The 23,696-nt window shown below is 73.5% G+C and carries 19 protein-coding genes; 12 read left to right on the top strand and 7 right to left on the bottom strand.

Annotated elements, in window-relative coordinates:
* Positions 1-83: 83 nt before the first annotated feature.
* The 7 genes from whiA to AB0J00_RS07475 all read left to right on the top strand — a co-directional run bounded on the left by whiA (position 84) and on the right by AB0J00_RS07475 (position 6,993).
* Positions 84-1,064: a DNA-binding protein WhiA gene (whiA, locus tag AB0J00_RS07445; RefSeq protein WP_357742419.1), complete on the top strand. Its 981-nt coding sequence runs from the start codon at positions 84-86 to the stop codon at positions 1,062-1,064.
* Positions 1,065-1,339: 275 nt separating this feature from the next.
* Complete coding sequence (gene gap, locus AB0J00_RS07450) at positions 1,340-2,353, top strand: type I glyceraldehyde-3-phosphate dehydrogenase (protein WP_357742422.1); 1,014 nt, start codon at positions 1,340-1,342, stop codon at positions 2,351-2,353.
* Positions 2,353-3,546, top strand: coding sequence for a phosphoglycerate kinase (locus AB0J00_RS07455; protein ID WP_357743238.1), 1,194 nt, complete (start codon positions 2,353-2,355; stop codon positions 3,544-3,546). The genes gap and AB0J00_RS07455 overlap by 1 nt, the downstream gene beginning before the upstream one ends.
* A gap of 7 nt (positions 3,547-3,553) precedes the next feature.
* Complete coding sequence (gene tpiA, locus AB0J00_RS07460; protein ID WP_357742425.1) at positions 3,554-4,384, top strand: triose-phosphate isomerase; 831 nt, start codon at positions 3,554-3,556, stop codon at positions 4,382-4,384.
* 80 nt (positions 4,385-4,464) lie between these two features.
* Positions 4,465-6,180, top strand: a complete 1,716-nt coding sequence (locus tag AB0J00_RS07465; RefSeq protein ID WP_357742428.1) for an ABC transporter substrate-binding protein — start codon at positions 4,465-4,467, stop codon at positions 6,178-6,180.
* Between the two features lie 97 nt (positions 6,181-6,277).
* Positions 6,278-6,508 carry a preprotein translocase subunit SecG gene (gene secG / locus AB0J00_RS07470; RefSeq protein ID WP_357742431.1) on the top strand — a complete coding sequence of 77 codons (231 nt, stop codon included), beginning with the start codon at positions 6,278-6,280 and terminating at the stop codon, positions 6,506-6,508.
* 143 nt (positions 6,509-6,651) lie between these two features.
* Positions 6,652-6,993: an RNA polymerase-binding protein RbpA gene (locus AB0J00_RS07475; RefSeq protein ID WP_357742434.1), complete on the top strand. Its 342-nt coding sequence runs from the start codon at positions 6,652-6,654 to the stop codon at positions 6,991-6,993.
* 46 nt (positions 6,994-7,039) lie between these two features.
* Here the strand turns inward: AB0J00_RS07475 and AB0J00_RS07480 are convergent, their stop codons facing one another.
* The 6 genes from AB0J00_RS07480 to tkt form a co-directional block, all read right to left on the bottom strand.
* Positions 7,040-7,582 carry a class I SAM-dependent methyltransferase gene (locus tag AB0J00_RS07480; protein WP_357742437.1) on the bottom strand — a complete coding sequence of 181 codons (543 nt, stop codon included), beginning with the start codon at positions 7,580-7,582 and terminating at the stop codon, positions 7,040-7,042.
* A 234-nt stretch (positions 7,583-7,816) separates the two neighbouring features.
* Positions 7,817-8,683, bottom strand: coding sequence for a 6-phosphogluconolactonase (gene pgl / locus AB0J00_RS07485; protein WP_357742439.1), 867 nt, complete (start codon positions 8,681-8,683; stop codon positions 7,817-7,819).
* On the bottom strand, positions 8,680-9,915 hold the full coding sequence (locus tag AB0J00_RS07490; protein ID WP_357742442.1) for a glucose-6-phosphate dehydrogenase assembly protein OpcA: 1,236 nt from the start codon (positions 9,913-9,915) through the stop codon (positions 8,680-8,682). Before AB0J00_RS07490 ends, pgl begins: the two co-directional genes overlap by 4 nt.
* A 37-nt stretch (positions 9,916-9,952) precedes the next feature.
* Positions 9,953-11,470 (bottom strand): glucose-6-phosphate dehydrogenase, encoded by a 1,518-nt coding sequence (gene zwf / locus AB0J00_RS07495; RefSeq protein WP_357742445.1) that lies wholly within the window; start codon positions 11,468-11,470, stop codon positions 9,953-9,955.
* A 118-nt stretch (positions 11,471-11,588) separates the two neighbouring features.
* Complete coding sequence (gene tal / locus AB0J00_RS07500; protein WP_357742448.1) at positions 11,589-12,695, bottom strand: transaldolase; 1,107 nt, start codon at positions 12,693-12,695, stop codon at positions 11,589-11,591.
* Between the two features lie 40 nt (positions 12,696-12,735).
* Positions 12,736-14,967 carry a transketolase gene (gene tkt / locus AB0J00_RS07505; protein WP_357742451.1) on the bottom strand — a complete coding sequence of 744 codons (2,232 nt, stop codon included), beginning with the start codon at positions 14,965-14,967 and terminating at the stop codon, positions 12,736-12,738.
* Positions 14,968-15,280: 313 nt separating this feature from the next.
* Between tkt and AB0J00_RS07510 the strand changes: the two genes are divergently transcribed.
* Positions 15,281-16,201, top strand: a complete 921-nt coding sequence (locus AB0J00_RS07510; RefSeq protein WP_357742454.1) for a heme o synthase — start codon at positions 15,281-15,283, stop codon at positions 16,199-16,201.
* Between the two features lie 125 nt (positions 16,202-16,326).
* On the opposite strand, the gene AB0J00_RS07515 is transcribed toward AB0J00_RS07510, so the two are convergent.
* Positions 16,327-17,232: a COX15/CtaA family protein gene (locus AB0J00_RS07515; protein WP_357742457.1), complete on the bottom strand. Its 906-nt coding sequence runs from the start codon at positions 17,230-17,232 to the stop codon at positions 16,327-16,329.
* A gap of 225 nt (positions 17,233-17,457) precedes the next feature.
* On the opposite strand from AB0J00_RS07515, the gene AB0J00_RS07520 reads away from it, so the two are divergent.
* The 4 genes from AB0J00_RS07520 to sufD all read left to right on the top strand — a co-directional run bounded on the left by AB0J00_RS07520 (position 17,458) and on the right by sufD (position 23,695).
* Positions 17,458-20,016, top strand: a complete 2,559-nt coding sequence (locus AB0J00_RS07520; protein WP_357742460.1) for an ATP-dependent Clp protease ATP-binding subunit — start codon at positions 17,458-17,460, stop codon at positions 20,014-20,016.
* Between the two features lie 84 nt (positions 20,017-20,100).
* Entirely contained in the window at positions 20,101-20,916 is an 816-nt protein-coding gene (locus AB0J00_RS07525; protein WP_357742463.1) for a helix-turn-helix domain-containing protein, read from the top strand.
* Positions 20,913-22,355, top strand: a complete 1,443-nt coding sequence (gene sufB, locus AB0J00_RS07530) for a Fe-S cluster assembly protein SufB (RefSeq protein ID WP_357742465.1) — start codon at positions 20,913-20,915, stop codon at positions 22,353-22,355. Before AB0J00_RS07525 ends, sufB begins: the two co-directional genes overlap by 4 nt.
* Entirely contained in the window at positions 22,355-23,695 is a 1,341-nt protein-coding gene (sufD, locus tag AB0J00_RS07535) for a Fe-S cluster assembly protein SufD (RefSeq protein ID WP_357742468.1), read from the top strand. The genes sufB and sufD overlap by 1 nt, the downstream gene beginning before the upstream one ends.
* The last annotated feature ends 1 nt before the right edge of the window (position 23,696 follow it).

The following is a 23,696-nucleotide window of genomic DNA, read 5'->3' on the forward strand; positions in this document are numbered from 1 at the left end:
CACAGGGGGAAGGGAACACCGCTCATGGCGCTGATGCGAGGCACGACGGCCGGTCGCCGGGTGCGGGCAGGGGGGCGGACGACGTGGCGATGACGGCGATGGTCAAGGACGAGCTCTCCCGGGTGGAGTGCACCAAGACCTCCGAGCGCAAGGCCGAGGTGACCGCGCTGCTGCGGTTCTCCGGCGGGCTGCACATCGTGGGCGGCCGGGTGGTCATCGAGGCCGAGCTCGACACGGGTTCGGTGGCCCGCCGGCTGCGCCGCGACATCAGCGAGGTCTACGGCTACACCAGCGGCGTCAGCGTGCTCGCCGGCGGCAACATCCGCCGCGGCGTGCGCTACCTGGTCCGCATCGCCAAGCACGGCGAGGGCCTGGCCCGGCAGACCGGGCTGGTCGACCAGCGCGGCCGGCCGGTGCGCGGGCTGCCGCCGGCGGTCGTCTCCGGCAGCATCGGCGACGCCGAGGCCGCCTGGCGCGGGGCGTTCCTCGCCCACGGCTCGCTGACCGAGCCCGGTCGCTCGTCGTCGCTGGAGGTCACCTGCCCCGGCCCGGAGGCCGCGATGGCGCTGGTCGGAGCGGCCCGCCGGCTGGGCATCGGCGCCAAGGCCCGCGAGGTGCGCGGCACCGACCGGGTCGTCGTCCGGGACGGCGACGCGATCAGCGCGCTGCTCACCCGGATGGGCGCCCACGACGCCGTCCTGGCCTGGGAGGAGCGGCGGATGCGCCGCGAGGTCCGGGCGACGGCGAACCGGCTGGCCAACTTCGACGACGCGAACCTGCGCCGCTCGGCGCGCGCCGCCGTCGCCGCCAGCGCGCGGGTCGAGCGGGCGCTGGAGATCCTCGGCCAGGACGCCCCGGAGCACCTGCTGGTCGCCGGCCGGCTGCGCCTGGAGTTCGGTCAGGCGTCGCTGGAGGAGCTCGGCCAGCGCGCCGACCCGCCGATGACCAAGGACGCCGTCGCCGGCCGGATCCGCCGGCTGCTGGCGATGGCCGACAAGCGGGCGAAGGACCTCGGGATCCCCGACACGGAGTCCGTCGTCACCGACGACATGCTGGCCCAGTAGCAGGAGGACCCTGTCCTCCTCACCCCTCGCAGGCTCGGGGCGAGCCTCTGGACAGGGCCGGGAAGAGCTGCTGAGTCGTCCGCGACGTCTCCCTGACCAGCGCAGGGAGACGTCGCGGACGTCTGTGCGACCCCGGTCACGCCACCGGACCGGCGGTCAGGAGCCCCGGTGCGGGCGGATAGGGTGGGCCCCGGAATGTGGCCGCGCACACGCGCGGTCGACGGTGCCGCTGGGCCGACCGGTCCGGCAGGGCAACACGGTCTGGGAGGTCCACAGTGACGGTACGGGTCGGGATCAACGGGTTCGGCCGGATCGGCCGCAACTTCTATCGGGCAGCTGCCGCCAGCGGCGCGGACGTCGAGATCGTCGCGGTCAACGACCTGACCACGCCGCAGACGCTGGCCCACCTGCTCAAGTACGACAGCATCCTCGGCAAGTTCCCCGAGGACGTCGAGGTCGCCGGTGACGGCATCAAGGTCGGCGGGACCACCCTCAAGGTCCTCGCCGAGCGCGACCCGGCCAACCTGCCCTGGGGCGACCTGGGCGTCGACGTGGTCGTCGAGTCGACCGGCTTCTTCACCAAGGCCGAGGACGCCCGCAAGCACGTCGACAACGGCGGCGCCAAGAAGGTCGTCATCTCCGCGCCGGCCACCGGCGACGACCTGACGATCGTCATGGGCGTCAACCACGAGCAGTACGACGGCTCGCAGACGATCATCAGCAACGCGTCCTGCACCACGAACTGCCTGGCCCCGCTGGCCAAGGTCGTCAACGACGCCTTCGGCATCGAGCGCGGTCTGATGACCACCATCCACGCGTACACGGCCGACCAGAACCTGCAGGACGGTCCGCACAAGGACCTCCGCCGGGCCCGCGCCGCCGCGCTGAACATCGTCCCGACCTCCACCGGTGCCGCCAAGGCCATCGGCCTGGTCCTGCCCGAGCTCAAGGGCAAGCTCGACGGCTACGCGCTGCGCGTCCCGGTCCCGACCGGCTCGGCCACCGACCTGACCGTGACCCTCGCCCGCGAGGTCACCGTCGAGGAGGTCAACGAGGCCTACCGCGCCGCCGCCGCCGAGGGCCCGCTGGCCGGCTACCTCACCTACACCGACGCGCCGATCGTCAGCTCGGACATCGTCACCGACCCGTCGTCCTGCATCTTCGACTCGGGCCTGACCAAGGTGTTCGGCAACCAGCTCAAGGTCGTCGGCTGGTACGACAACGAGTGGGGCTACTCCAACCGCCTCGTCGACTCCGTCGTCCTGGTCGGCACCAAGCTCTCGGCGTGATGAAGTCCGTCGACGAGCTCATCGCCGACGGGGTCTCGGGTCGGCGCGTGCTGCTGCGCGCCGACCTGAACGTCCCGCTGGACAAGGACACCCGCGCGATCACCGACGACGGCCGGATCCGGGCCAGCCTCCCCACGCTGCAGGCGCTGCGGGACGCCGGGGCCCGGGTCGTCGTCGCCGCCCACCTCGGGCGGCCGAAGGGCACGCCGGACCCGCAGTTCTCCCTCGCGCCGGTCGCGGCGCGGCTGGGTGAGCTGCTCGGCGTCGACGTGCCGCTGGCCGCCGACGTGGCCGGGGAGGACGCCGCGGCGAAGGTCGCGGCCCTCGGCGACGGGGACGTGCTGCTGCTGGAGAACGTCCGCTTCGAGGCGGCCGAGACGTCGAAGGACGACGCCGTCCGGGGCGAGCTGGCCGACCGGCTGGCCGCGCTGGCCGACCTCTACGTCGACGACGCGTTCGGCGCGGTGCACCGCAAGCACGCCTCGGTGTACGACGTCGCGCTGCGGCTCCCGCACGCGGCCGGCCGGCTGGTCGCCCGCGAGCTGGAGGTGCTCACCCGGCTGACCGAGGACCCGGAGCGGCCCTACGTGGTCGTGCTCGGCGGCTCGAAGGTCAGCGACAAGCTCGGCGTGATCGAGGCGCTGCTGCCCAAGGTCGACCGATTGCTCATCGGCGGCGGGATGACCTACACCTTCCTGGCCGCCCGCGGCCACGAGGTGGGCACCTCGCTGCTGGAGGCCGACCAGGTCGACACCTGCAGGCGGCTGCTGGCCGACGCCGGCGACCGGATCGTGCTGCCGGTCGACGTCGTCGTGACGCCGGCCTTCAGCGCCGACGGCCCGGTCCGGGTGCTCCCGGCGGACGAGATCCCCGCCGACGAGATGAGCCTGGACATCGGCCCGCGCAGCGTCGAGCTGTTCACCGAGGCGCTCTCCGGGGCCCGCACCGTCTTCTGGAACGGCCCGATGGGCGTGTTCGAGATGACGCCGTTCCAGGCGGGCACCCGCGGCGTGGCGCAGGCCGTGGCCGCCGTCGGCGGGCTGTCCGTCGTCGGTGGTGGCGACTCCGCCGCCTCGGTCCGCGTGCTCGGCCTGGACGAGGCCGCGTACGGCCACATCAGCACCGGCGGCGGCGCGTCGCTGGAGTACCTCGAGGGCCGGGAGCTCCCGGGCCTCGCGGTGCTGGCGGACTGAGCCGGCGATGGCACGCACCAAGGTCAAGCGGGTGTACGAGGGCCGGCGGCCGCTGATCGCCGGCAACTGGAAGATGCACCTCACCCACCTCGAGGCGATCGCGCTGGTCCAGAAGCTGGCGTTCTCGCTCACCGAGGAGCAGCTGGACGCCGCCGAGGTCGTCGTCGTGCCGCCGTTCACCGCGCTGCGCAGCGTGCAGACGCTGGTGGCCGGGGACGACCTGGAGATCGGCTACGGCGCGCAGGACCTGTCGGCGCACGACGGCGGGGCCTACACCGGCGAGATCAGCGGGGCCATGCTGGCCGCGCTGGCCTGCCGCTACGTGGTCGTCGGCCACTCCGAGCGGCGGCAGCTGCACGGGGAGACCGACGAGGTCGTCGCCGCGAAGGTCCAGGCCGCGCTGCGGCACGGGCTGCGGCCGATCCTCTGCGTGGGGGAGGGGCTGGACGTCCGGCAGGCGGGCACGCACGTGCCGCACTGCAACGACCAGCTCGACGGGGCCCTGGCCGGGCTCGACGCCGCGGCGCTGTTCGGGGCGGGCGGGTCGGGACACGAGATCGTGATCGCCTACGAGCCGGTGTGGGCGATCGGCACCGGTGAGGTCGCGACGCCGGATGATGCGCAGGAGGTCTGCGGGGCGCTGCGGGCACGGCTCGCCGAGCGCTTCGGGCCGGAGACGGCCGATCGGGTCCGTATCCTCTACGGAGGGTCGGTGAAGGCCGGCAACACCGCCGGGATCCTCGCCGGACCCGATGTCGACGGTGCCCTCGTCGGTGGTGCCAGCCTGGACGCCGACGAGTTCGCATCGATCTGTCGGACCGCTGCCGACGGCCGCTGACCGCCGCCGGCCCTGACCGGGGCGGAGCCAGCACCCTGTTCACCTCGCGCACGTCCCACCGGCCCACCCCCGCCCGGGGGGTGGGCCGGTGGGCGGCCACCCTCGTCGTCCTCGCCGCCGTGGCCACCGGTTGCGGCGGCGGGAACAGCGGCGCCGCCGGGGTGCCCACCGCCACCGGGTCCGCGGACGCCGGTGTCCAGGGCGTCCGGGCGCCGTCCGACGCGACGGGCGGCACGCTCCGCGTCGTCGCCGGCCCGGTCGACAGCCTGGACCCGCAGCGGTCCTACAGCCCCGGGGTCTGGGACCTGATGCGGCTCTACGTCCGCACGCTGGTCACCTACTCCAGCAAGCCCGGGCACACCGCCGAGCTGGTGCCCGACCTGGCCACCGACCTCGGCACCAGCCCCGACGGCGGCCGCACCTGGACGTTCCACCTGCGCGACGGCGTGAAGTTCGAGACCGGCCGGCCGATCACGTCCAAGGACGTCAAGTACGGCATCGAGCGGTCCTTCGCCTCCGACGTGGTCGTCGGTGGCCCGACGTACGTCGTCGACCTGCTCGACGACCGCGACGACCCCTACGCCGGCCCGTACCAGGACCCCGCCAAGGACAAGCTGGGGCTGGCGTCGGTCGCGACCCCCGACGACCGGACGATCGTCTTCACGCTGCGCACCGCCACCCCCGACTTCCCGTTCGTGATGGCGCTGCCCTCCAGCAGCCCGGTGCCCGTCGAGGCGGACACCGGCAAGGACTACGGCGCCAAGCCGGTGTCCTCCGGGCCGTACCTGATCACCAGCAACGACGCGCAGACCGGCGTGGTCCTGGCCCGCAACCCGCAGTGGGACCCGGGCACCGACGGCGTCCGCACCGCGCTGCCCGACGCGGTGGTCGTGCGGACCGGGCTGTCCGGCGTGGCCCGCGACCAGGCGGTGCTCGCCGGCTCCGCGGACCTCGACATCTCCGGCAGCGGCGTGCAGACCGCCACCACCCGGCGGCTGGGCGACGGCGACCTGGGTGACCGGGTCGACGACGTGACCACCGGTGCGGTGCGGTTGCTCGCCCTGCCCACCAGCGTCGCCCCGATGGGCAACGCCGACTGCCGGGCGGCCGTGGCGGCCGTCGTCGACCGCGGACGGGCGCAGAAGACGCTCGGCGGCGCCGGCAACGCGGTGCGCACGTCGGTGCTGTGGCCCCGCGCGGTCGGCGGCGGACCGGAGGACGGCGACCCGGGTCCCGACGTGGCCGCGGCCCGGTCGTCGCTGGCGAAGTGCGGACAGCCCGACGGGTTCAGCACCGTGCTCGCCGTCCCGAACGTGCCGACGAGCGTCGCGCTGGGCAGAGCGCTCGCCGAGGACCTGGCCGCGGTCGGCATCACCGCCGAGGTGCGGCCGCTGGACCCCAGCACCTACTACGCGAACGACGTCGGCAACCCCGACGCGGTGACGAAGCAGGGCTACGGCATCGTGCTGGCCACGTGGACGGCGGACTTCCCGACCGCCGGGTCGTTCCTGCTGCCGCTGGTCGACGGGCGCACCATCCGCGGCGTCGGCAACACCAACTACGCGCGGTTCAACGACCCGGCGGTGAACCAGCTGGTCGACGCCGCGCGCACCGCCGGGGACCCCGCCGCGGCGGCCGACGGCTGGCGCCAGGTGGCCCGCGCGGTCGACCAGGCGCACGTGTACGTGCCGCTGGCCGAGAACCGGGTGCAGCTGCTGGCCGGTCAGCGGCTGCGCAACGGGCTGGTCATGCAGCCCTACGGCGCCTACGACGTCGCGACCGCCGGCGTCGGATAGGCTGGACGACCGGGAGCTGGGTCCACCGCTCGCCGATGACCGACCTGCCGTGGGACGTCCCGCCGACACCCCCGTGCCGCACGGGACTGGAGACCTGATGGAACTGGTGCTGAACATCCTGCTGGTGCTGTCCAGCCTGGTGCTGATCGTGCTCATCCTGCTGCACCGCGGCAAGGGCGGCGGCCTGTCGTCGATGTTCGGCGGCGCCGTCGCCTCGTCGCTCGCCGGCTCGTCGGTGGTGGAGAAGAACCTCAACCGGCTGACCGTCATCGCCGGGGTCATCTGGACCGTGTGCATCGTCGCGCTGGGCATCCTGCTCAAGGCCTGAGGACGTACCCGGCCGCTCGTGCCGCGGTCGCGTGCCGGTACGGAGAGTGGCCGCATCGTGACCTTGAACCGGCTGGTAACCCCCTAGACTGCCCGGGCGGTGATCTTCACCGCAGTTCAGTGGCGACGATCAGGGGGCCGTTCGTGGCTGGTGGTAACGCGATCCGGGGGAGCCGGGTCGGTGCGGGTCCGATGGGTGAGGCGGAGCGGGGCGAGGCAGCGCCGCGCCGGCGGGTCGGCTTCTGGTGCGCGAACGGGCACGAGGCGCGGATCGCGTTCGCGAGCGACGCCGAGGTGCCGGAGACCTGGGACTGCCCGCGGTGCGGGCTGCCCGCCGGGGTGGACCAGCAGAACCCGCCGCCGGCGCCGCGCACCGAGCCGTACAAGACGCACCTCGCCTACGTGCGCGAACGGCGCAGCGACGCCGACGGTGACGCGCTCCTCGAGGAGGCGCTGACCCGCCTGCGTTCCCGCCGGGGCGCCTGAGGTCCGGTCCCCGCGCGGGCGGTGCGCCCGCGCGGGGACAGGCGGCTCAGGCCGCGACCGGTTCCTTGCGCGCGAGCATCGCGTAGTGCGCGTAGGGCAGCCGGGTCCGCGGCCGCACGGTGGTCACCGCGGCCCCGAGGCCGCCCAGCACGCCCTGGTAGGTGGCCGGCGGCAGGTAGGTCAGCGGCAGGCCGGCGACCACCCGGTCGTGCAGGTAGTTCCACCAGTACTTCCAGCGCGGCTGCACGTCGAGGTCCTTGACCAGCAGCACCCCGCCGGGGCGGACCCGCCCCCACAGCGCGGAGAGCAACGGCTCCTGCGCGCCACCGGGCAGGTGGTGCAGCACGTCGGAGAGCAGCGCGTTGTCGTAGTCCCCGGGCGGCAGCCCCTCGGTCGCGTCGGTGACGGAGAACTGGATGTTCGACAGCCCGTGGACCGACTTCTGCGCCACCGCGATCCGCTCGGCGTTGATGTCGCTGGCCAGGAAGTCCAGGTGCGGGTTGGCCGCCGCCAGGACCGTCTCCAGGGTGCCGTACCCGCACCCGAGGCACAGCACCGTGCCGCGCAGCGGCGCCAGCAACCCGGACATCCAGGGCACCGGCAGGACCGAGAGCCGGGCGGCGTTGTACGCCTGGACCCTCCGGTCGTCGGTGCGGTAGTGCTGGCGCAGCAGCGCCCGTGCGTCCGCCGTGGTGTCCAGGGAACTCGACCTCCGCCGCTGGGGGACCTGTGACCCCGGATCCTGCACGAAAGAGCGGGCCGGGTCACCTCCTGACGCCACGGCGGCGGCCACCAGGGCCACCGCCGCGGCGTCGGGGTGCGGCTACGCGCGGGGGAGCAGGCTCGCGGCGGCCGTGTCGAGCAGCCAGCGGGTGGCCCGCCGGCCGCGCGCGCCGGCGGCGGGCAGCTCCACCCGGTCGGCGCCGCCCAGCGCCCGGGCGACCGCCTCGGCCTTGCCCTCGCCGCTGACCAGCAGCCACACCTCCTCGGCGGAGGTGAGCGCCGTGAAGCCCAGGCTGACCCGGGTCGGTGGCGGCTTCGGGCAGTCGTGCACGGCGACCACCGGCCGCTCGTCGGTCGCGGCCGGGCTGTCCGGGAAGATCGACGCCACGTGCCCCTCGGGGCCCATGCCGAGCATCAGCACGTCGATCCGCGGCAGCGACGCGCCCTCCGGCGCGGCGGCGGCGAGCTCGCCGGCGTACCAGTCGGCGGCCTCCTCGGGGGTGTCGAACCCGGCGTCGGACGACGGGATCGGGTGCACCCGCTCGGGGTCGAGCGCGACCCGGTCGAGCAGCGCCCGGCGGGCACCGAGCTCGTTGCGGTCCGGGTCGTCGACCGGCACGAACCGCTCGTCGCCCCACCACACGTCGACCTGCTGCCAGTCGACGACGGCGTGCTCCGGCTCGGCGGCGAGGTCCGCGACCCGCTCCAGCACCGCGGTGCCGATCCCGCCGCCGGTCACCACGACCGAGGCGGTGCCGTGCACCGCCTGGGCCGCCGCCAGCCGGGCCACCAGCGCCGAGGCGACCGAGCGGGCCAGCCGGTCGCCGTCCGGCTCGATGACGACGTCCGGGGTGGGCAGGCCCTCGTCGGCCAGCGCCTCCTCGACGTGCTCGCCGGGGGACGTCTGGTCGGCCGGGGCGGCCTGCTCGCCGGTGGACTTGCGGTCGCCGGCGCCCGGGGAGCTCATCGCAGGCCGCCCTTGCCCGCCCGGCCGGCGGGCGCCGCCGAGGGTGCGTCGGCCGCCTGCACGACGTCCTGCTCGTCGGAGTCGTCCGCGGCCGAGTCGTGCTCGCCGCTCAGCGCGACCTCGTCGGTGTCGCCGGGGGTGTCCGGCACGGTGGGGGCCAGGCCGGCCGCCGTGTCGTCGGCCCCGTCGGCCGCCGCCGCGGCGTCGCCGTCCTCGTCGGCCTCGGCCCGGGTCTGGTCGGGGCGCATCGGGTCGAACCAGATGTGGTCCCGGCAGGCCGGCCGGTCGTTGAGCCCGTCGGTGCCGGTGACGGCCTCCAGCGCCTCGCTGTAGGGCTCGTCGGGGTCCAGCCGGCGCAGCTCCTCGCCGATCAGCTCACCGAGGCTGCGGTCGGGCAGCGCGACCATCGCGTCGGGGCGGAACGGCTGGGTGATGACCGCGTTGCCCTTGCGGTCGTCCTGCAGCCGCACCTCCTCGTCCTGGTCCAGCCGCAGCACCACGGCGTCCACACCGGACGGGCCGGGCACCCGCTGGCCGGGCACGACGGGGATGGTGCAGCCGCAGCGGGAGGAGATCCAGCCGGCGACGAGCTGGGCGGTGGCGCTGGTCGGGTCGCCCTCGACCTGGCCGCCGAGCACCCGCACGGGCTCGCCGCGGCGGCCGGAGACGGAGTCCAGCGTCGAGGCGAGCGTGGCCCGCCACGGGGTGCTGCGGGTCCAGGTCAGGTCGGTGTCGCCCGGGTAGTAGTCCGCGGCCCGGGTCCGCAGCGCGGCCAGCGGGTCGGGCGCGAGCGACGCGTCGGTGATCCGCCGGTCGGCGATGACGCCGAGCGCGTCCCGGGCGATCCGCTCCGGCGGCGCCTCGTGCCACCAGGTGACGACCGGGGCGTCGGCGGCCAGCAGCGGCAGCACGACCGACTCGGCGTGCAGGCCCAGCCGGCCGTACATGCGCATCACCACGGCCTCGCCCGGGCCCAGCCGGCCACCGATGGTGACCTCGGCGTCCAGCCGCGGCTGCGGCGCCTCGACCTGCCGGCGGACCACGATGAGCAGCCGGCACGGGTGCAGCTCGGCGGCGGCGGTCGCCGCCTGCTCCGCCTCGGTCACCCGGCCCTCGTCGGCGACGACCACCAGGGTCAGCGCCACGCCGCTCATCACGGCGCCACCGGTGCGCCGCTGGGCGGCCAGTTCCTTGACCACCGCAGAGCCGGTGGTGTCCCACAACGTCGTCACGACAGGCCTCTCTCGAACGTGGGGTGCAGCCGGCGGGTCACGGACGGCGCCACGAGCGGCCCTCGGCCTCGAGCATGGCGTCGGCGGCGCGCGGCCCCCACTCGCCGGCCCGGTAGGGCTGCGGGGTGGTGCGGGCCCAGAACTCCTCGAGCGGGTCGATGACCGCCCAGGAGGCCTCGACCTCGGCGTTGCGCGGGAAGAGCGTGGCATCGCCCAGCAGCACGTCGAGCAGCAGCCGCTCGTACGCCTCCGGGCTCGCCTCGGTGAACTGCTCGCCGTAGAGGAAGTCCATCGCGACGTCGCGGACCTCCATGACGCTGCCGGGCACCTTCGAGCCGAACTTCAGCGTCACGCCCTCGTCCGGCTGGACCCGGATCACCAGCTGGTTGTGGCCCAGCTCCTCGGTGTCGGTGGGCGCGAACGGCAGGTGCGGCGCGCGCTTGAACAGCAGCGCGATCTCGGTGACCCGGCGGGGGAGCCGCTTGCCGGTGCGCAGGTAGAACGGGACGCCGGCCCAGCGGCGGGTCTCGACGCCCAGCCGCACGGCGGCGTAGGTCTCGGTGGTGGAGTCCGGCGCGACGCCGTCCTCCTGCCGGTAGCCCTTGGCCCGCTGGCCGGCGAGCCAGCCCTGCTCGTACTGGCCGCGGACGGCGAAGCGCTCCATGTCCTCGGGCACCGAGACGGCGCGCAGCACCTTGAGCTTCTCGGTGCGGATCTCCTCGGCGGAGAACTCGACCGGCTCCTCCATCGCGGTGAGCGCCAGCAGCTGCAGCAGGTGGTTCTGCAGCACGTCGCGGGCGGCGCCGGTCTTCTCGTAGAACCCGGCGCGGCCGCCGATGCCGACGTCCTCGGCCATGGTGATCTGCACCGAGTCGACGTGGTTGCCGTTCCAGATCGGCTCGAACAGCGTGTTGGCGAACCGCAGGGCCAGCAGGTTCTGGACCGTCTCCTTGCCCAGGTAGTGGTCGATGCGGAACACGTCGTCGGCGGTGAACACCGAGTCGACCAGCGCGTTCAGCTCGCGGCTGGAGGCCAGGTCGGTGCCGAACGGCTTCTCCACGACCACGCGGCGCCAGCGGTCGGCCGTGCTCTCGGCCATCCCGGTCCGTTGCATCTGCTTGAGCACGGTGGGGAACATCGCCGGGGGGATCGACAGGTAGAACGCGGCGTTGCCGCCGATGCCGTGGGAGCCCTCGAGCTCGGCCAGGTTGGCGGCCAGCTCGTCGAAGGCGTTGTCGTCGTCGAAGGAGCCCTGGACGAAGCGGACGCTGTTGGCCAGCCGCTCCCAGACCTCCTCGCGCCAGGGGGTGCGGGCGTGCTCGCGGGCGGCCGACCGGGCCAGCTCGGAGAACTCGACGTCACCCCAGTCGCGGCGGGCGAAGCCCAGCAGCGCGAAGTTCGTGGGGAGCAGGCCGCGGTTGGCCAGGTCGTAGATGGCCGGCAGCAGCTTCTTCCGCGACAGGTCGCCGGTGATCCCGAAGACGACCAGCGCGCACGGCTCCGGTACTCGGGGGAGTCGTCGGTCCCGCGGGTCCCGCAGCGGGTTGGTGGACATCGTTTCCGTCCTCGAAGGGCTCGCAGGGTGCCCGCCGTCCGGCGCGGCGCGGACCGGACGGCGGGGCAGGTCGCTCACGGGGCGGCCGTCCGGCGCACCGGACGGCCGCCCCGCGGTCTCACTTCTTGTCGGTGAGCTGCTCCTGGACGGAGGCGGTCAGCTCGTCCCAGGCGTCCACGAACTTCTGCACGCCCTCCTCCTCGAGCACCCGGAACACGTCGTCGAGGTCGATGCCGGCCGCGGCGACGTCCGCCATGACCTTCTCGGCGTCGGCGTAGGTCCCGGTCACCGGGCGGCCGACCTGGCCGTGGTCGGCGAACGCCTGCATCGTCTTCTCCGGCATGGTGTTGACCGTGTCGGCGGCGACGAGCTCCGAGAGGTACAGCGTGTCGCTGTACTCCGGGTTCTTGACGCCGGTCGACGCCCACAGCGGCCGCTGCTTGCTGGCGCCCTTGGCCTCCAGCGCCTTCCAGCGGTCGGAGGAGAAGACCTCCTCGTAGGCCTGGTAGGCCAGCTGCGCGTTCGCGACGCCGGCCTTGCCCTTGAGGGAGGCATCGGCACCGGCGGCGTCCAGGCGCTTGTCGATCTCGGTGTCCACGCGGGACACGAAGAACGACGCCACGGACTCGATGCCCTCGAAGGAGGCGTCCGGGTCCTCGGCCAGCCGCTGCTCCAGCCCGGCGATGTAGGCCTCCATCACGGCCTTGTACCGCTCGATGCTGAAGATCAGCGTGACGTTGACGCTGATGCCCTTGGCGATCGTCGTGGTGATGGCCGGCAGCCCCTCGACGGTCGCGGGGATCTTGATGAACAGGTTCGGCCGGTCGACCAGCCACCACAGGTGGGCGGCCTCGGCGGCCGTCGCGTCCTCGTCGTGGGCGAGGCCGGGGGCCACCTCCAGCGACACGCGGCCGTCGCGGCCGGTGCGCGCGGCGACCGGGGCGAGCAGGTCGCAGGCGTCCCGGACGTCGGCCGCGGTGATGGTCCGCAGCGCCTCCTCGACGGAGACCTCCCGGACGGCGAGCGCGTGCAGCTGGTCGTCGTAGGACTTCGACCCGCTGATGGCGGCGGCGAAGATCGACGGGTTGGTCGTGACGCCGACGACGCTGCGCTCGTCGACCAGCTCCTGCAGGTTGCCGCTGCGGATCCGGTCACGGGACAGGTCGTCGAGCCAGACGGCCACGCCGGCCTTGGACAGCTGAGCCAGGTTCTCGTTCTGGGCCATGGTGCCCTCTCTCGGTTCTACTCGGGTGGTGTGGTCTGGGTCAGCGGTCGCCGGTGGGGTGCGGCAGCCCGCCGGAGGCGACGCCGGGACCGGCCGGGGGCACCGACGCCGACTTCGCGGCCTCGATGCTCTCGCGGGCGGCGGCGACGACGGCCTCGTGGGTGAGCCCGAACTCCTCGTACAGCTTGCTGTAGGAGGCGCTCGCGCCGTAGTGGTTCAGCCCGACGATCCGGCCGGCGTCACCGACGAAGTCGCGCCAGCCCATCGGCACGCCTGCCTCGACGCTCACCCGGGCGCGGACCGTGGGCGGCAGCACCTCGGCGCGGTAGGCCTCGTCCTGCTCGGCGAACCACTCCCAGCACGGCAGCGAGACCACGCGGGTCGGGACGCCGTCGGCCTCGAGGGCCTCCCGGGCGGCGACGGCGATCTGCACCTCGGAGCCGGTGCTCAGCAGGATGACCTCGGGCCGGCCGGTGCTGGCCTCGGCCAGCACGTAGCCGCCCTTGGCGGTGCCCTCGGCCGACCCGAACTCGGTGCGGTCGAAGACCGGCAGGTTCTGCCGGGACAGCGCCAGCCCGGCCGGGCGGTCGTTGTGCTCGAGGATGGTCCGCCACGCGACGGCGGTCTCGTTGGCGTCGGCCGGGCGCACGAAGTCCAGGCCGGGGATCGCCCGCAGGGCCGCGTAGTGCTCGATCGGCTGGTGGGTCGGGCCGTCCTCGCCGAGGCCGATGGAGTCGTGCGTCCACACGTAGGTGACCGGCAGCTGCATGAGGGCGGCCAGGCGCACCGCGCCGCGCATGTAGTCGGAGAACGTGAGGAAGGTGCCGCCGTACACGCGGGTGCCGCCGTGCAGGGCGATGCCGTTCATGATCGCGCCCATGGCGTGCTCGCGGACACCGAAGTGCAGCGTGCGGCCGTAGGGGCCACCGCTCCACATCTTGGTCTGGCGGTCGGCCGGCAGGAACGACGGCTCGCCCTTGACCGCGGTGTTGTTGCTCTCGGCCAGGTCGGCCGAGCCGCCCCACAGCTCGGGGAGCTCCGGGTAGATCGCGGCGAGCACCTCACCGGACGCCTTGCGGGTGGCGACGCCCTTCGGGTCGGCGTCCCAGCTGGGGAGCTTCGCCGCCCAGCCCTCGGGCAGGGTGCGGGTCTTCATCCGCGCCAGCAGCGCGGCGCCCTCGGGGTTGCTCTTCTCCCACGCGGTGAAGGCCTCGTCCCACTCGGCGTGCGCGGCGCGGCCGCGCTCGGCGACCTGGCGGGTGTGCCCGATGACCTCGTCGGTGACCTCGAAGGTCTGCTCCGGGTCGAAGCCGAGGATCTCCTTGGTGGCCTTGACCTCGGCGTCGCCGAGCGCCGAGCCGTGGGCGGCACCGGTGTTCTGCTTGTTCGGGGCGGGCCAGCCGATGATCGTGCGCAGCACGATGATCGAGGGGCGGCCGGTCTCGGCCTTGGCGGCGGCGAAGGCGCGGTCGATGGCGGCCATGTCCTCGCCGTCGTCCACGTGCTGCACGTGCCAGCCGTAGGCCTCGTAGCGGGCGCCGACGTCCTCGGTGAACGCGATCTCGGTGTTGTCCTCGATCGAGATCTTGTTGTCGTCGTAGACCAGGACCAGGTTGCCCAGCCGCTGGGTGCCGGCGATCGACGAGGCCTCGCCGCTGATGCCCTCCTCGAGGTCACCGTCGGAGGCGAAGCACCAGATGGTGTGGTCGAACAGGCTCTCGCCCTCGGGGGTCTCCGGGTCGAACAGACCGCGCTCGCGGCGGGCGGCCATCGCCATGCCGACCGCGTTCGCGACGCCCTGGCCCAGCGGGCCGGTGGTGGTCTCGACGCCGGGGGTGTGGTTGACCTCGGGGTGGCCCGGGGTCAGCGAGCCCCAGGTGCGCAGCGCCTTGAGGTCGTCCAGCTCGAGGCCGTAGCCCGAGAGGTACAGCTGGATGTAGAGCTGGATGCTGGAGTGCCCCATCGACAGGACGAACCGGTCACGGCCGGTCCACTGCGGGTCGGTGGGGTCGTGCTTCAGCCACTTCTGGAACAGCAGGTAGGCGGTGGGCGCCATGCTCATGGCGGTGCCGGGGTGGCCGTTGCCGACCTTCTGCACGGCGTCCATGGCGAGGACGCGGACCGTGTCGACGGCCCGGCGGTCCAGGTCGCCGAAGCCCTCGGCGAGCGTGGGGTGCGGCTGGCGGGGCTCGCCGGTCGGGGTCTGGGTCGCGGCTTCCGCCGGGGCCTCGGGCGCGGTCGCCTGGGTCGAGGCGTTGCTGTCTGTGGTCATGTGGCGCTCGGTGCTCCCTCGGGATCGGTTCAGTCGTGCCCGTCCAGGGCAGGGAACCACCCACCCCGGGCGGACGACGGTGCGCACCTCGGCCGCCCCGGCGCTGGGACCGACCGGCAGAACAGGGGGCGCCTCGTCGTCCTCGACGTCCGCCCTACCCGTTGCACGCGCAGAGTCAACGTGATCAAACCCTAGTGGTGCCGCAACATTCCCCGCACACAGGCGGTCTAGAGTGGCGGGGCAACCCATCCCCGGCCGCGAAGGACGTCGAGGTGTCCTGCTCCCTGCGCCTTCCCGCGCTCCCGGGCACACGGTGACCGCGATCTCCGAGCGCTCCGTCGCCCCCGCCCGGTCGCGTTCCACGCGCGCGACGGTGGCCGCCTACGTCTCGCTGACCAAGCCCAAGCTGGTCGAGCTGCTGCTGGTCACGACGCTCCCGGCGATGATGCTCGCGGCGGGCGGCTGGCCGGGCACCGGGTTGTTCCTGGCGACCATGGTGGGCGGGATGCTCGCCGCCGGCGCAGCCAACACCATCAACTGCTGGTACGACCGCGACATCGACCGGATCATGTCGCGCACCCGCGACCGGCCGATCCCCAGCGGCGTGATCGCGCCGCGGAACGCGCTGCTCTTCGGGGTGGTGCTGGCCTGGATCTCGCTGGTCCTGCTGGGGCTGTTCACCACCCCGCTGGCCACGGCGCTCACGGCGGCCGCGGTGCTGGCGTACTCGGTGATGTACACGATGGTGCTCAAGCGCCGGACCCACCACAACACCGTCTTCGGCGGGCTGCCCGGCGCCGCGCCGGTGCTCATCGGCTGGGCTGCGGTCACCGGCTCGCTGGACTGGCCGGCGCTGGTCTTCTTCGGCATCGTCTTCTGCTGGCAGATGCCGCACTTCTGGGCGCTGGCCAGCCGGTTCCGCTACGACTACTTCCGCGCCGGCGTGCCGATGCTGTCGGTGGTCGCGGGCCCGGTCAGCGTCGGGCGGCAGTCGGTGGCCTGGGCCTGGGGCACGCTGCTCGTCTCGCTGCTCATGGCGCCGGTGACGCCGCTGCTGGGCTGGACCACCGGCGTCGCGACGCTGGTCCTGGGCATCTGGTACGTCGCCGAGTCGCACGCCTGGCTGGGCCGGATCAAGGCCGGCGGGCCCGACCGGCCGATGCGGCTGTTCTCGGTGTCGATCACCTACATGACGCTGCTGTCGATCGCCCTGGTCGCCGACGTCCTCGTCTGACCCACGCCCGCCCGCCGGCCCACGACCCGCCCCCGGACGGTGGGCGCGGACTGCCAGCTGCGGGTCCGGGACCTGGCAGTCCGCGCACGCCGTCCGCGCGGCGGCGGGGTCAGACGGTGGCGGGGTCAGACGGTGGCGGCGGGGGTGAGCGGCGCGGACCCGACCGGCAGCTCGGACGACGGCCCGCGCACCGACCACACCAGCCGCGCCGTGTAGACGGTGATCAGTACCGCGCCGGCCATGTGCAGCAGCACCGCCAGCACGGGCAGGTGCATGAAGTACTGCACGTACCCGATGGCGCCCTGGGCGAGCTCGACGACCAGCAGGTCGCGGGCGGCGCGGCGCACCCGGCCGGGGGAGTCGGTGGCGGCCAGCGCCACCAGCAGCGCGACGGTCAGGCCGATGAGCAGGAAGACGACGTCCGCGTGCAGCTGGCTGACCAGCTCGGGGTCGAACCCGGTGCGGCCGGTGCCGAGCGAGCCGCTGTGCGGGCCGCTCCCGGTGACGACGGTGCCGACGACGAGCACCGCGGCCACCGTCGCCGCGATGCCCCGGGCCAGCAGCGCGAACGGCCGGCGGACCACCAGCTGGCCCACCCCCGGCTCGCGGGACCGCAACCACAGGACGGCGGCGATCGCGATCAGCACGCTGGACAGCAGGAAGTGCCCGGCGACCGTCCAGGGGTTCAGCTTGGTCAGCACGGTGATGCCGCCCAGGACGATCTGGGCCGGGATGCCGAGGAGGCTCAGCACCGCGAGCTTCCGCAGGTCCCGCCGGCCGGACCCCACCACCGCGAGCACCGTGGCGACCGCGGTCAGCACCACCACGAAGGTGAGCAACCGGTTCCCGAACTCGATCAGCCCGTGGCCGGCCAGCTCCGGCGTCGGCCGCAGGCTGCCGTCGGTGCACTCGGGCCAGGTGGGGCACCCCAGACCCGAGCCGGTCAGCCGCACGGCACCGCCGGTCACGACGATGCCGCAGTTGGCGACGAGGTTGACCAGGAGGACCCGGGAGACCACGGAGGGGTTCATCCGAGAGCGGAACGACGCGGGAAGAACCGGCACGCCCCCGATGCTACTTACCCCGACGCCGCCGGACGGCCCGCACGGAACGTGGGCCGGCACACCCTGCCCGACGCGCGCGACCGGACGAGTGCAGGTCGGCCCCGCCGCGGCTGATGCCTCCCGAGCCGGTCCGCAGCGCCTCCGCGGGGGCAGGTGGACGTCGCCCACACGAGACGAGAGGTGGCACCGGCCATGGCCAGTGGCTTCTACGACGGGCCCTTCGGGTCCAACCCCTTCGACGACTTCTTCCAGGCCTTCACGGGCCAGGGGGCCGGCCGCCGGGGCATGCAGCGGGTCGACATCACCCAGCTGCTGTCCGGGCAGGCCCGCGAGGTCGTCGCCTCCGCCGCCCGGCAGGCCGCCGGGTGGGGGAGCCCCGACCTCGACACCGAGCACCTGCTCTGGGCGCTGGCCGGGCACGAGCCGACCCGCACGCTGCTGTCCCGCAGCGGCGCGGACCCCGACCAGCTGCAGGCCGCGCTGGCCGGTCAGCTGGGCGGCGGGCAGGCCACCGGGCAGCCCCCGGCGCTGACCCCGGCGGCCAAGCGGGCGCTGCTGGACGCCCACCAGGTCTCCCGCGCCAGCGGCTCCACCTACATCGGTCCCGAGCACCTGCTCTTCGCGCTCTCGCTCAACCCCGACTCCGGCGCCGGGCGCGTGCTCGGCGGTGCCCGGGTGACCCCGGAGGCGCTGCAGCAGGCCGCTGCCGGGGGGCCGGTCGCGGCCCGGGGCGGTGCGGGTGGTGCCGGGGGCGGCGCGCAGGCGCCCTCGAACACCCCGACCCTCGACGAGTTCGGCCGCGACCTCACGGCGCTGGCCCGGGACGGGAAGATCGACCCGGTCATCGGCCGCGCGCAGGAGATCGAGCAGACCATCGAGGTGCTGTCGCGGCGGAACAAGAACAACCCGGTGCTCATCGGTGAGGCCGGCGTCGGCAAGACCGCGATCGTCGAGGGCATCGCCCTGCAGATCGTCGACGGCGACGTCCCGGACTCGCTGCGCGACCGGCGGCTGGTCGAGCTGGACCTGACCGGCCTGGTCGCCGGCACCCGGTACCGCGGTGACTTCGAGGAGCGGCTCAAGAAGGTGATGGACGAGATCCGGGAGAACCGCGACTCGGTCGTCGTCTTCATCGACGAGCTGCACACGGTGGTCAACGCCGGCGGGTCCGAGGGCTCGGCGGGTGCCGGCAACATGCTCAAGCCGGCGCTGGCCCGCGGCGACCTGCACGTCATCGGCGCCACCACGCTGGACGAGTACCGCCGCAACATCGAGAAGGACCCGGCGCTGGAGCGGCGGTTCCAGCCGATCCTGGTGCCCGAGCCCAGCGTCGAGGACACCATCGAGATCCTGCGCGGGCTGCGCGACCGGTACGAGGCGCACCACAACGTGCGGTTCACCGACGAGGCGCTGGTCGCGGCGGCGGAGCTGTCCGACCGGTACGTCTCCGACCGGCACCTGCCGGACAAGGCGATCGACCTCATCGACCAGGCGGGTGCGCGCACCCGGCTGCGGGTGAAGCGGCCCACCACCGACCTGCGGGAGCTGGAGCAGCGGGTCGCCGAGCTGCAGCGGGAGAAGGACCAGGCGGTCGCCGCCGAGCAGTACGAGCGGGCGTCCGAGCTGCGCGACTCCATCGCGGCGGCGCAGGGCCAGCTCGACCAGGCCCGCGGCGGGGGCGCGTCCGGCATCCCCGAGGTGGGGACGGCGGAGATCGCCGAGGTGGTCTCCCGGGCGACCGGCGTCCCGGTGGCCCAGCTGACCGAGGAGGAGCGCGACCGGCTGCTGCGGCTGGAGGACCACCTGCACCAGCGGGTGGTCGGCCAGGAGGAGGCGGTCGAGGTGGTCGCCGAGGCCATCCGGCGCTCGCGGGCGGGTCTGGGTGACCCGGACCGGCCGATCGGCAGCTTCCTGTTCCTCGGCCCGACCGGCGTCGGCAAGACCGAGCTGGCCCGGGCGCTGGCGGAGGCGCTGTTCGGCGACTCCGACCGGATGATCCGGCTGGACATGAGCGAGTTCCAGGAGCGGCACACGGTCAGCCGGCTGGTCGGCTCGCCCCCCGGCTACGTCGGCTACGAGGACGCCGGCCAGCTGACCGAGGCGGTGCGCCGCCACCCGTACTCGGTGGTGCTGCTCGACGAGGTCGAGAAGGCGCACCCGGACGTGTTCAACACGCTGCTGCAGCTGCTGGACGACGGCCGGCTCACCGACAGCCAGGGCCGGACGGTCGACTTCAGCAACACCGTGGTGATCATGACCAGCAACCTGGGGTCGGAGGCGATCGTCAACACCGCCGGCCCGCTCGGGTTCACCAGCAACGGCGCGGGCTCGGACGTCCGTGACCAGGTGATGCGGCGGCTGCGGGAGGCGTTCCGGCCGGAGTTCCTCAACCGGATCGACGAGATCGTGGTCTTCCGGCAGCTCGAGCCCGAGCAGCTGGCGAAGATCACCGACCTGCTGCTGGACGAGACCCGGCGCCGGCTGCGGGCGCAGGACATCGCGGTGGAGTTCGCCCCCGAGGCGGTCTCCTGGCTGGCCGAGCGGGGCTTCGAGCGGGCGTTCGGCGCCCGGCCGCTGCGCCGTGCGATCCAGCGCGAGGTCGACAACCGGCTGTCCCGGCTGGTGCTCGGCGGCGAGCTCGGCGCCGGGCAGCTGGTGCGGGTCGACGTCGCCGACGGCGCGCTGACGTTCGAGGTCAGCGAGGCCCCCGCGAACGAGGTCGCGCCGCAGGAGTTCCCGGCGTCCCTCTGACGATCGTGTGATCTTCCTCCCGAGGAGCCCGCAAGTAAGGACCCCCTTGCTTGCGGGCTCCTCGAATAAGCACACAATCGTGTTGTGGAATCCAGCGCGGCAGGTGCCGTCCCGAGCTCGACGGGGGCCGACGACCGGCGTACCCGCGAGCGGGTCAGCGCCCTGCTGCTGGAGCAGGGCCCGCAGACCGCGGCCGAGCTGTCGGCCCGGCTGGGGGTCTCGGCGGCCGCCGTCCGCCGGCACCTCGACGCGCTGGTCGCGACCGGCCGGGTGACCGAGGGTGCCACCGCCGGCGAGCGCCGGGGGAGGGGCCGCCCGGCCCGCCGCTTCGCGCTCACCGACGCCGGCCGTGAGTCGTTCCCGCACGCCTACGACGACCTGGCGCTGACGGCGTTGCGGTTCGTCTCCGAGCACGCCGGCCCCGACGCCGTCCGCTCGGTCGCCGAGCAGCAGCTGGCGGGGCTGGAGGCGCGTTGCACTGCCGCCGTCGAGCAGGCCGAGGCCGCCGGCGGCCCGGTCGACCGCGCGCAGGTGGTGGCCGCGGTGCTCACCACCGAGGGTTACGCCGCCATGGCCAGCGCCATCGCGTCCGGCGGGCAGCTGTGCCAGCACCACTGCCCGGTGGCGCACGTCGCCGCCGAGTTCCCCCAGCTGTGCGAGGCCGAGACGGCGGTGATCGGCCGGCTGGTCGGCACGCACGTGCAGCGGCTCGCCACCATCGCCCACGGCGACGGCATCTGCACGACGCACATCCCCGCCCGCACGCTCCAGATCACCCCGCGCCCCGGGAACAACGGTGTCCCGGGCGTCCCTGTACCTGCTGGTCGCGCCGCAGCCGGACCGGCTGGCGCCAGCACTCGCTCCACCCCCTCGATCGACCGGGAGAGGACCCCCGCATGACCAGCACCCAGCAGCCGGTGTCCAGCACGCCGATGACGCAGGACGAGACGATCGACTCGATCGGCACCTACCAGTACGGCTGGGCCGACACCGACGTCGCCGGCGCCTCGGCCACCCGTGGCATCAACGAGGACGTCGTCCGCGACATCTCGCGTCGGAAGAACGAGCCCGAGTGGATGCTCGAGCGCCGGCTCAAGGCGCTGAAGCTCTTCGACAAGAAGCCCATGCCCGACTGGGGCTCGGACCTCTCCGGCATCGACTTCCAGAACATCAAGTACTTCGTGCGCTCGACCGAGGCGCAGGCCGCCTCGTGGGACGAGCTGCCCGACGACATCAAGAACACCTACGACAAGCTGGGCATCCCGGAGGCCGAGAAGCAGCGGCTGATCGCCGGTGTCGCCGCCCAGTACGAGTCCGAGGTCGTCTACCACAAGATCCGCGAGGACCTCGAGGAGCAGGGTGTCCTGTTCCTGGACACCGACACGGCGCTGCGCGAGCACGAGGACCTGTTCCGCGAGTACTTCGGCTCGGTCATCCCCTCCGGTGACAACAAGTTCGCCGCGCTGAACACCGCGGTGTGGTCCGGCGGCTCGTTCATCTACGTGCCGAAGGGCGTGCACGTCGAGATCCCGCTGCAGGCCTACTTCCGGATCAACACCGAGAACATGGGCCAGTTCGAGCGGACCCTCATGATCATCGACGAGGGCGCCTACGTGCACTACGTCGAGGGCTGCACCGCGCCGATCTACAAGACCGACTCGCTGCACTCCGCGGTCGTCGAGATCATCGTCAAGAAGAACGCGCGCTGCCGGTACACGACCATCCAGAACTGGTCGAACAACGTCTACAACCTGGTCACCAAGCGGGCCGTGGCCCACGAGGGCGCGACCATGGAGTGGGTCGACGGCAACATCGGGTCCAAGGTGACGATGAAGTACCCGGCCGTGTGGATGACCGGCGAGCACGCCAAGGGCGAGGTCATGAGCATCGCCTTCGCCGGCGAGGGCCAGCACCAGGACGCCGGCGCCAAGATGGTGCACGCCGCCCCGCACACCTCCTCGACCATCGTGAGCAAGTCGGTGGCCCGTGGCGGTGGCCGCACCTCCTACCGCGGTCTCGTGCAGATCGACGAGGGCGCCCACGGGTCCAGGTCGACGGTCAAGTGCGACGCGCTGCTGGTCGACACGATCAGCCGGTCCGACACCTACCCCTACGTCGACGTCCGCGAGGACGACGTCGCGATGGGCCACGAGGCGACCGTGTCCCGGGTCAGCGAGGACCAGCTCTTCTACCTGATGAGCCGCGGCCTCACCGAGGACGAGGCGATGGCGATGGTCGTGCGCGGCTTCGTCGAGCCGATCGCCCGGGAGCTGCCCATGGAGTACGCCCTCGAGCTGAACCGCCTGATCGAGCTGCAGATGGAAGGTGCCGTCGGCTGATGACCGACCCGAACACGAACACCACCGCCGAGGAGCTCGGCCCCGAGGAGCTGGCCGCTGCCGAGACGGCGCAGCTGGCCGGCGAGCTGTTCGCCGACGGCGTGGGCGCGCAGGCCGGCCCGCCGACCACCCCGGCGGCCGGCACCGGCACCGCCGGCGACACGCCCCCCGGGGCGCACAGCCACGGTGGCCCGGCCCCGACCGGCTCGCCGGCCGAGCGCTTCACCTCGACCGACCCCGACGCCTTCGGCGCCGTCACCGGCCGCGAGGAGGAGTGGCGGTTCACCCCGCTGCGCCGGGCCCGCACGCTGCTGGACGGCGCGCCGTCCGACGCGCGGCTGTCCTGGTCCACCGACCTGCCCGAGGGCGCCGAGCTGACCCGCGTCGACGCCGGCGACCCGCTGCTCAAGGGCCTGCCCGAGCCGGTCGACCGGCTGGCCGCGCTCACCCGCCAGCGGGCCGGCGGCGCCGACGTCGTCCGGATCGCCGCGGAGGCCGTGCTCGACCGCCCGGTCACCCTCGCGCTGACCGGCACCGGCTCGGACGACGTCGTGTGGGGTCAGCTGGTCGTCGAGGTCGGCGCCTTCGCCCAGGCGACCGTCGTCCTCGACCACACCGGCCTGGCCCGCTACTCCGGCGGCGTCTCCGTGCTCATCGGCGACGGCGCGCAGGTCACCGTCGTCTCGGTGCAGGACTGGGCGCCCGGTGCGGTGCACGGCGGCCAGTTCGACGCCGTCGTCGGCCGGGACGCCACCCTCAAGCAGGTCGTGGTGACCCTGGGCGGTGACCTGGTCCGGCTGGTCAGCAACGTGCAGTACGCCGGCCCCGGCGGCCAGGTCGACCTGCTCGGCGTCTACTTCGCCGACGAGACCCAGCACCAGGAGCACCGGCTCTGGGTCGACCACGCGACGCCCAACTGCCGCAGCAACGTCGTCTACAAGGGCGGCCTGCAGGGCGAGAAGGCGCACACCGTGTGGGTCGGCGACGTCCGGATCCGGCCGACGGCCACCGGCACCGACACCTACGAGCTCAACCGCAACCTGGTGCTCACCGACGGCGCCCGCGCCGACTCCGTGCCGAACCTGGAGATCGAGACCGGTGAGATCGTCGGCGCCGGTCACGCCAGCGCCACCGGCCGGTTCGACGACGAGCAGCTGTTCTACCTCTGCTCCCGCGGCATCGACGCCGAGACCGCCCGCCGCCTCGTGGTGCGCGGCTTCTTCGCCGACGTCGTCCAGCAGATGGGCCTGCCCGAGCTGCAGGACCGGCTGATGCGCACCATCGAGCGCCGCCTGGGCGCGCTGCCGGACCTGGACGACCAGCCGGTCGAGGTGGCCTGAG

It is taken from the genome of Modestobacter sp. NPDC049651 (assembly GCF_040659695.1).
In the GTDB taxonomy this organism is placed as follows: Bacteria; Actinomycetota; Actinomycetes; order Mycobacteriales; family Geodermatophilaceae; genus Modestobacter.

Excerpts from the sequence above, each read along its gene's own strand:
- AB0J00_RS07480 (WP_357742437.1), bottom strand. The coding sequence starts at position 7,582 with ATGTCCGGGTTGCTGGCGCCGCTGCGCGGCACGGTGCTGTGCCTCGGG.
- tal (WP_357742448.1), bottom strand. The coding sequence starts at position 12,695 with ATGGCCCAGAACGAGAACCTGGCTCAGCTGTCCAAGGCCGGCGTGGCC.
- secG (WP_357742431.1), top strand. The coding sequence starts at position 6,278 with ATGGAACTGGTGCTGAACATCCTGCTGGTGCTGTCCAGCCTGGTGCTG.
- AB0J00_RS07455 (WP_357743238.1), top strand. The coding sequence starts at position 2,353 with ATGAAGTCCGTCGACGAGCTCATCGCCGACGGGGTCTCGGGTCGGCGC.
- sufB (WP_357742465.1), top strand. The coding sequence starts at position 20,913 with ATGACCAGCACCCAGCAGCCGGTGTCCAGCACGCCGATGACGCAGGAC.
- AB0J00_RS07520 (WP_357742460.1), top strand. The coding sequence starts at position 17,458 with ATGGCCAGTGGCTTCTACGACGGGCCCTTCGGGTCCAACCCCTTCGAC.
- sufD (WP_357742468.1), top strand. The coding sequence starts at position 22,355 with ATGACCGACCCGAACACGAACACCACCGCCGAGGAGCTCGGCCCCGAG.
- pgl (WP_357742439.1), bottom strand. The coding sequence starts at position 8,683 with ATGAGCTCCCCGGGCGCCGGCGACCGCAAGTCCACCGGCGAGCAGGCC.
- AB0J00_RS07515 (WP_357742457.1), bottom strand. The coding sequence starts at position 17,232 with ATGAACCCCTCCGTGGTCTCCCGGGTCCTCCTGGTCAACCTCGTCGCC.
- tpiA (WP_357742425.1), top strand. The coding sequence starts at position 3,554 with ATGGCACGCACCAAGGTCAAGCGGGTGTACGAGGGCCGGCGGCCGCTG.
- tkt (WP_357742451.1), bottom strand. The coding sequence starts at position 14,967 with ATGACCACAGACAGCAACGCCTCGACCCAGGCGACCGCGCCCGAGGCC.
- zwf (WP_357742445.1), bottom strand. The coding sequence starts at position 11,470 with ATGTCCACCAACCCGCTGCGGGACCCGCGGGACCGACGACTCCCCCGA.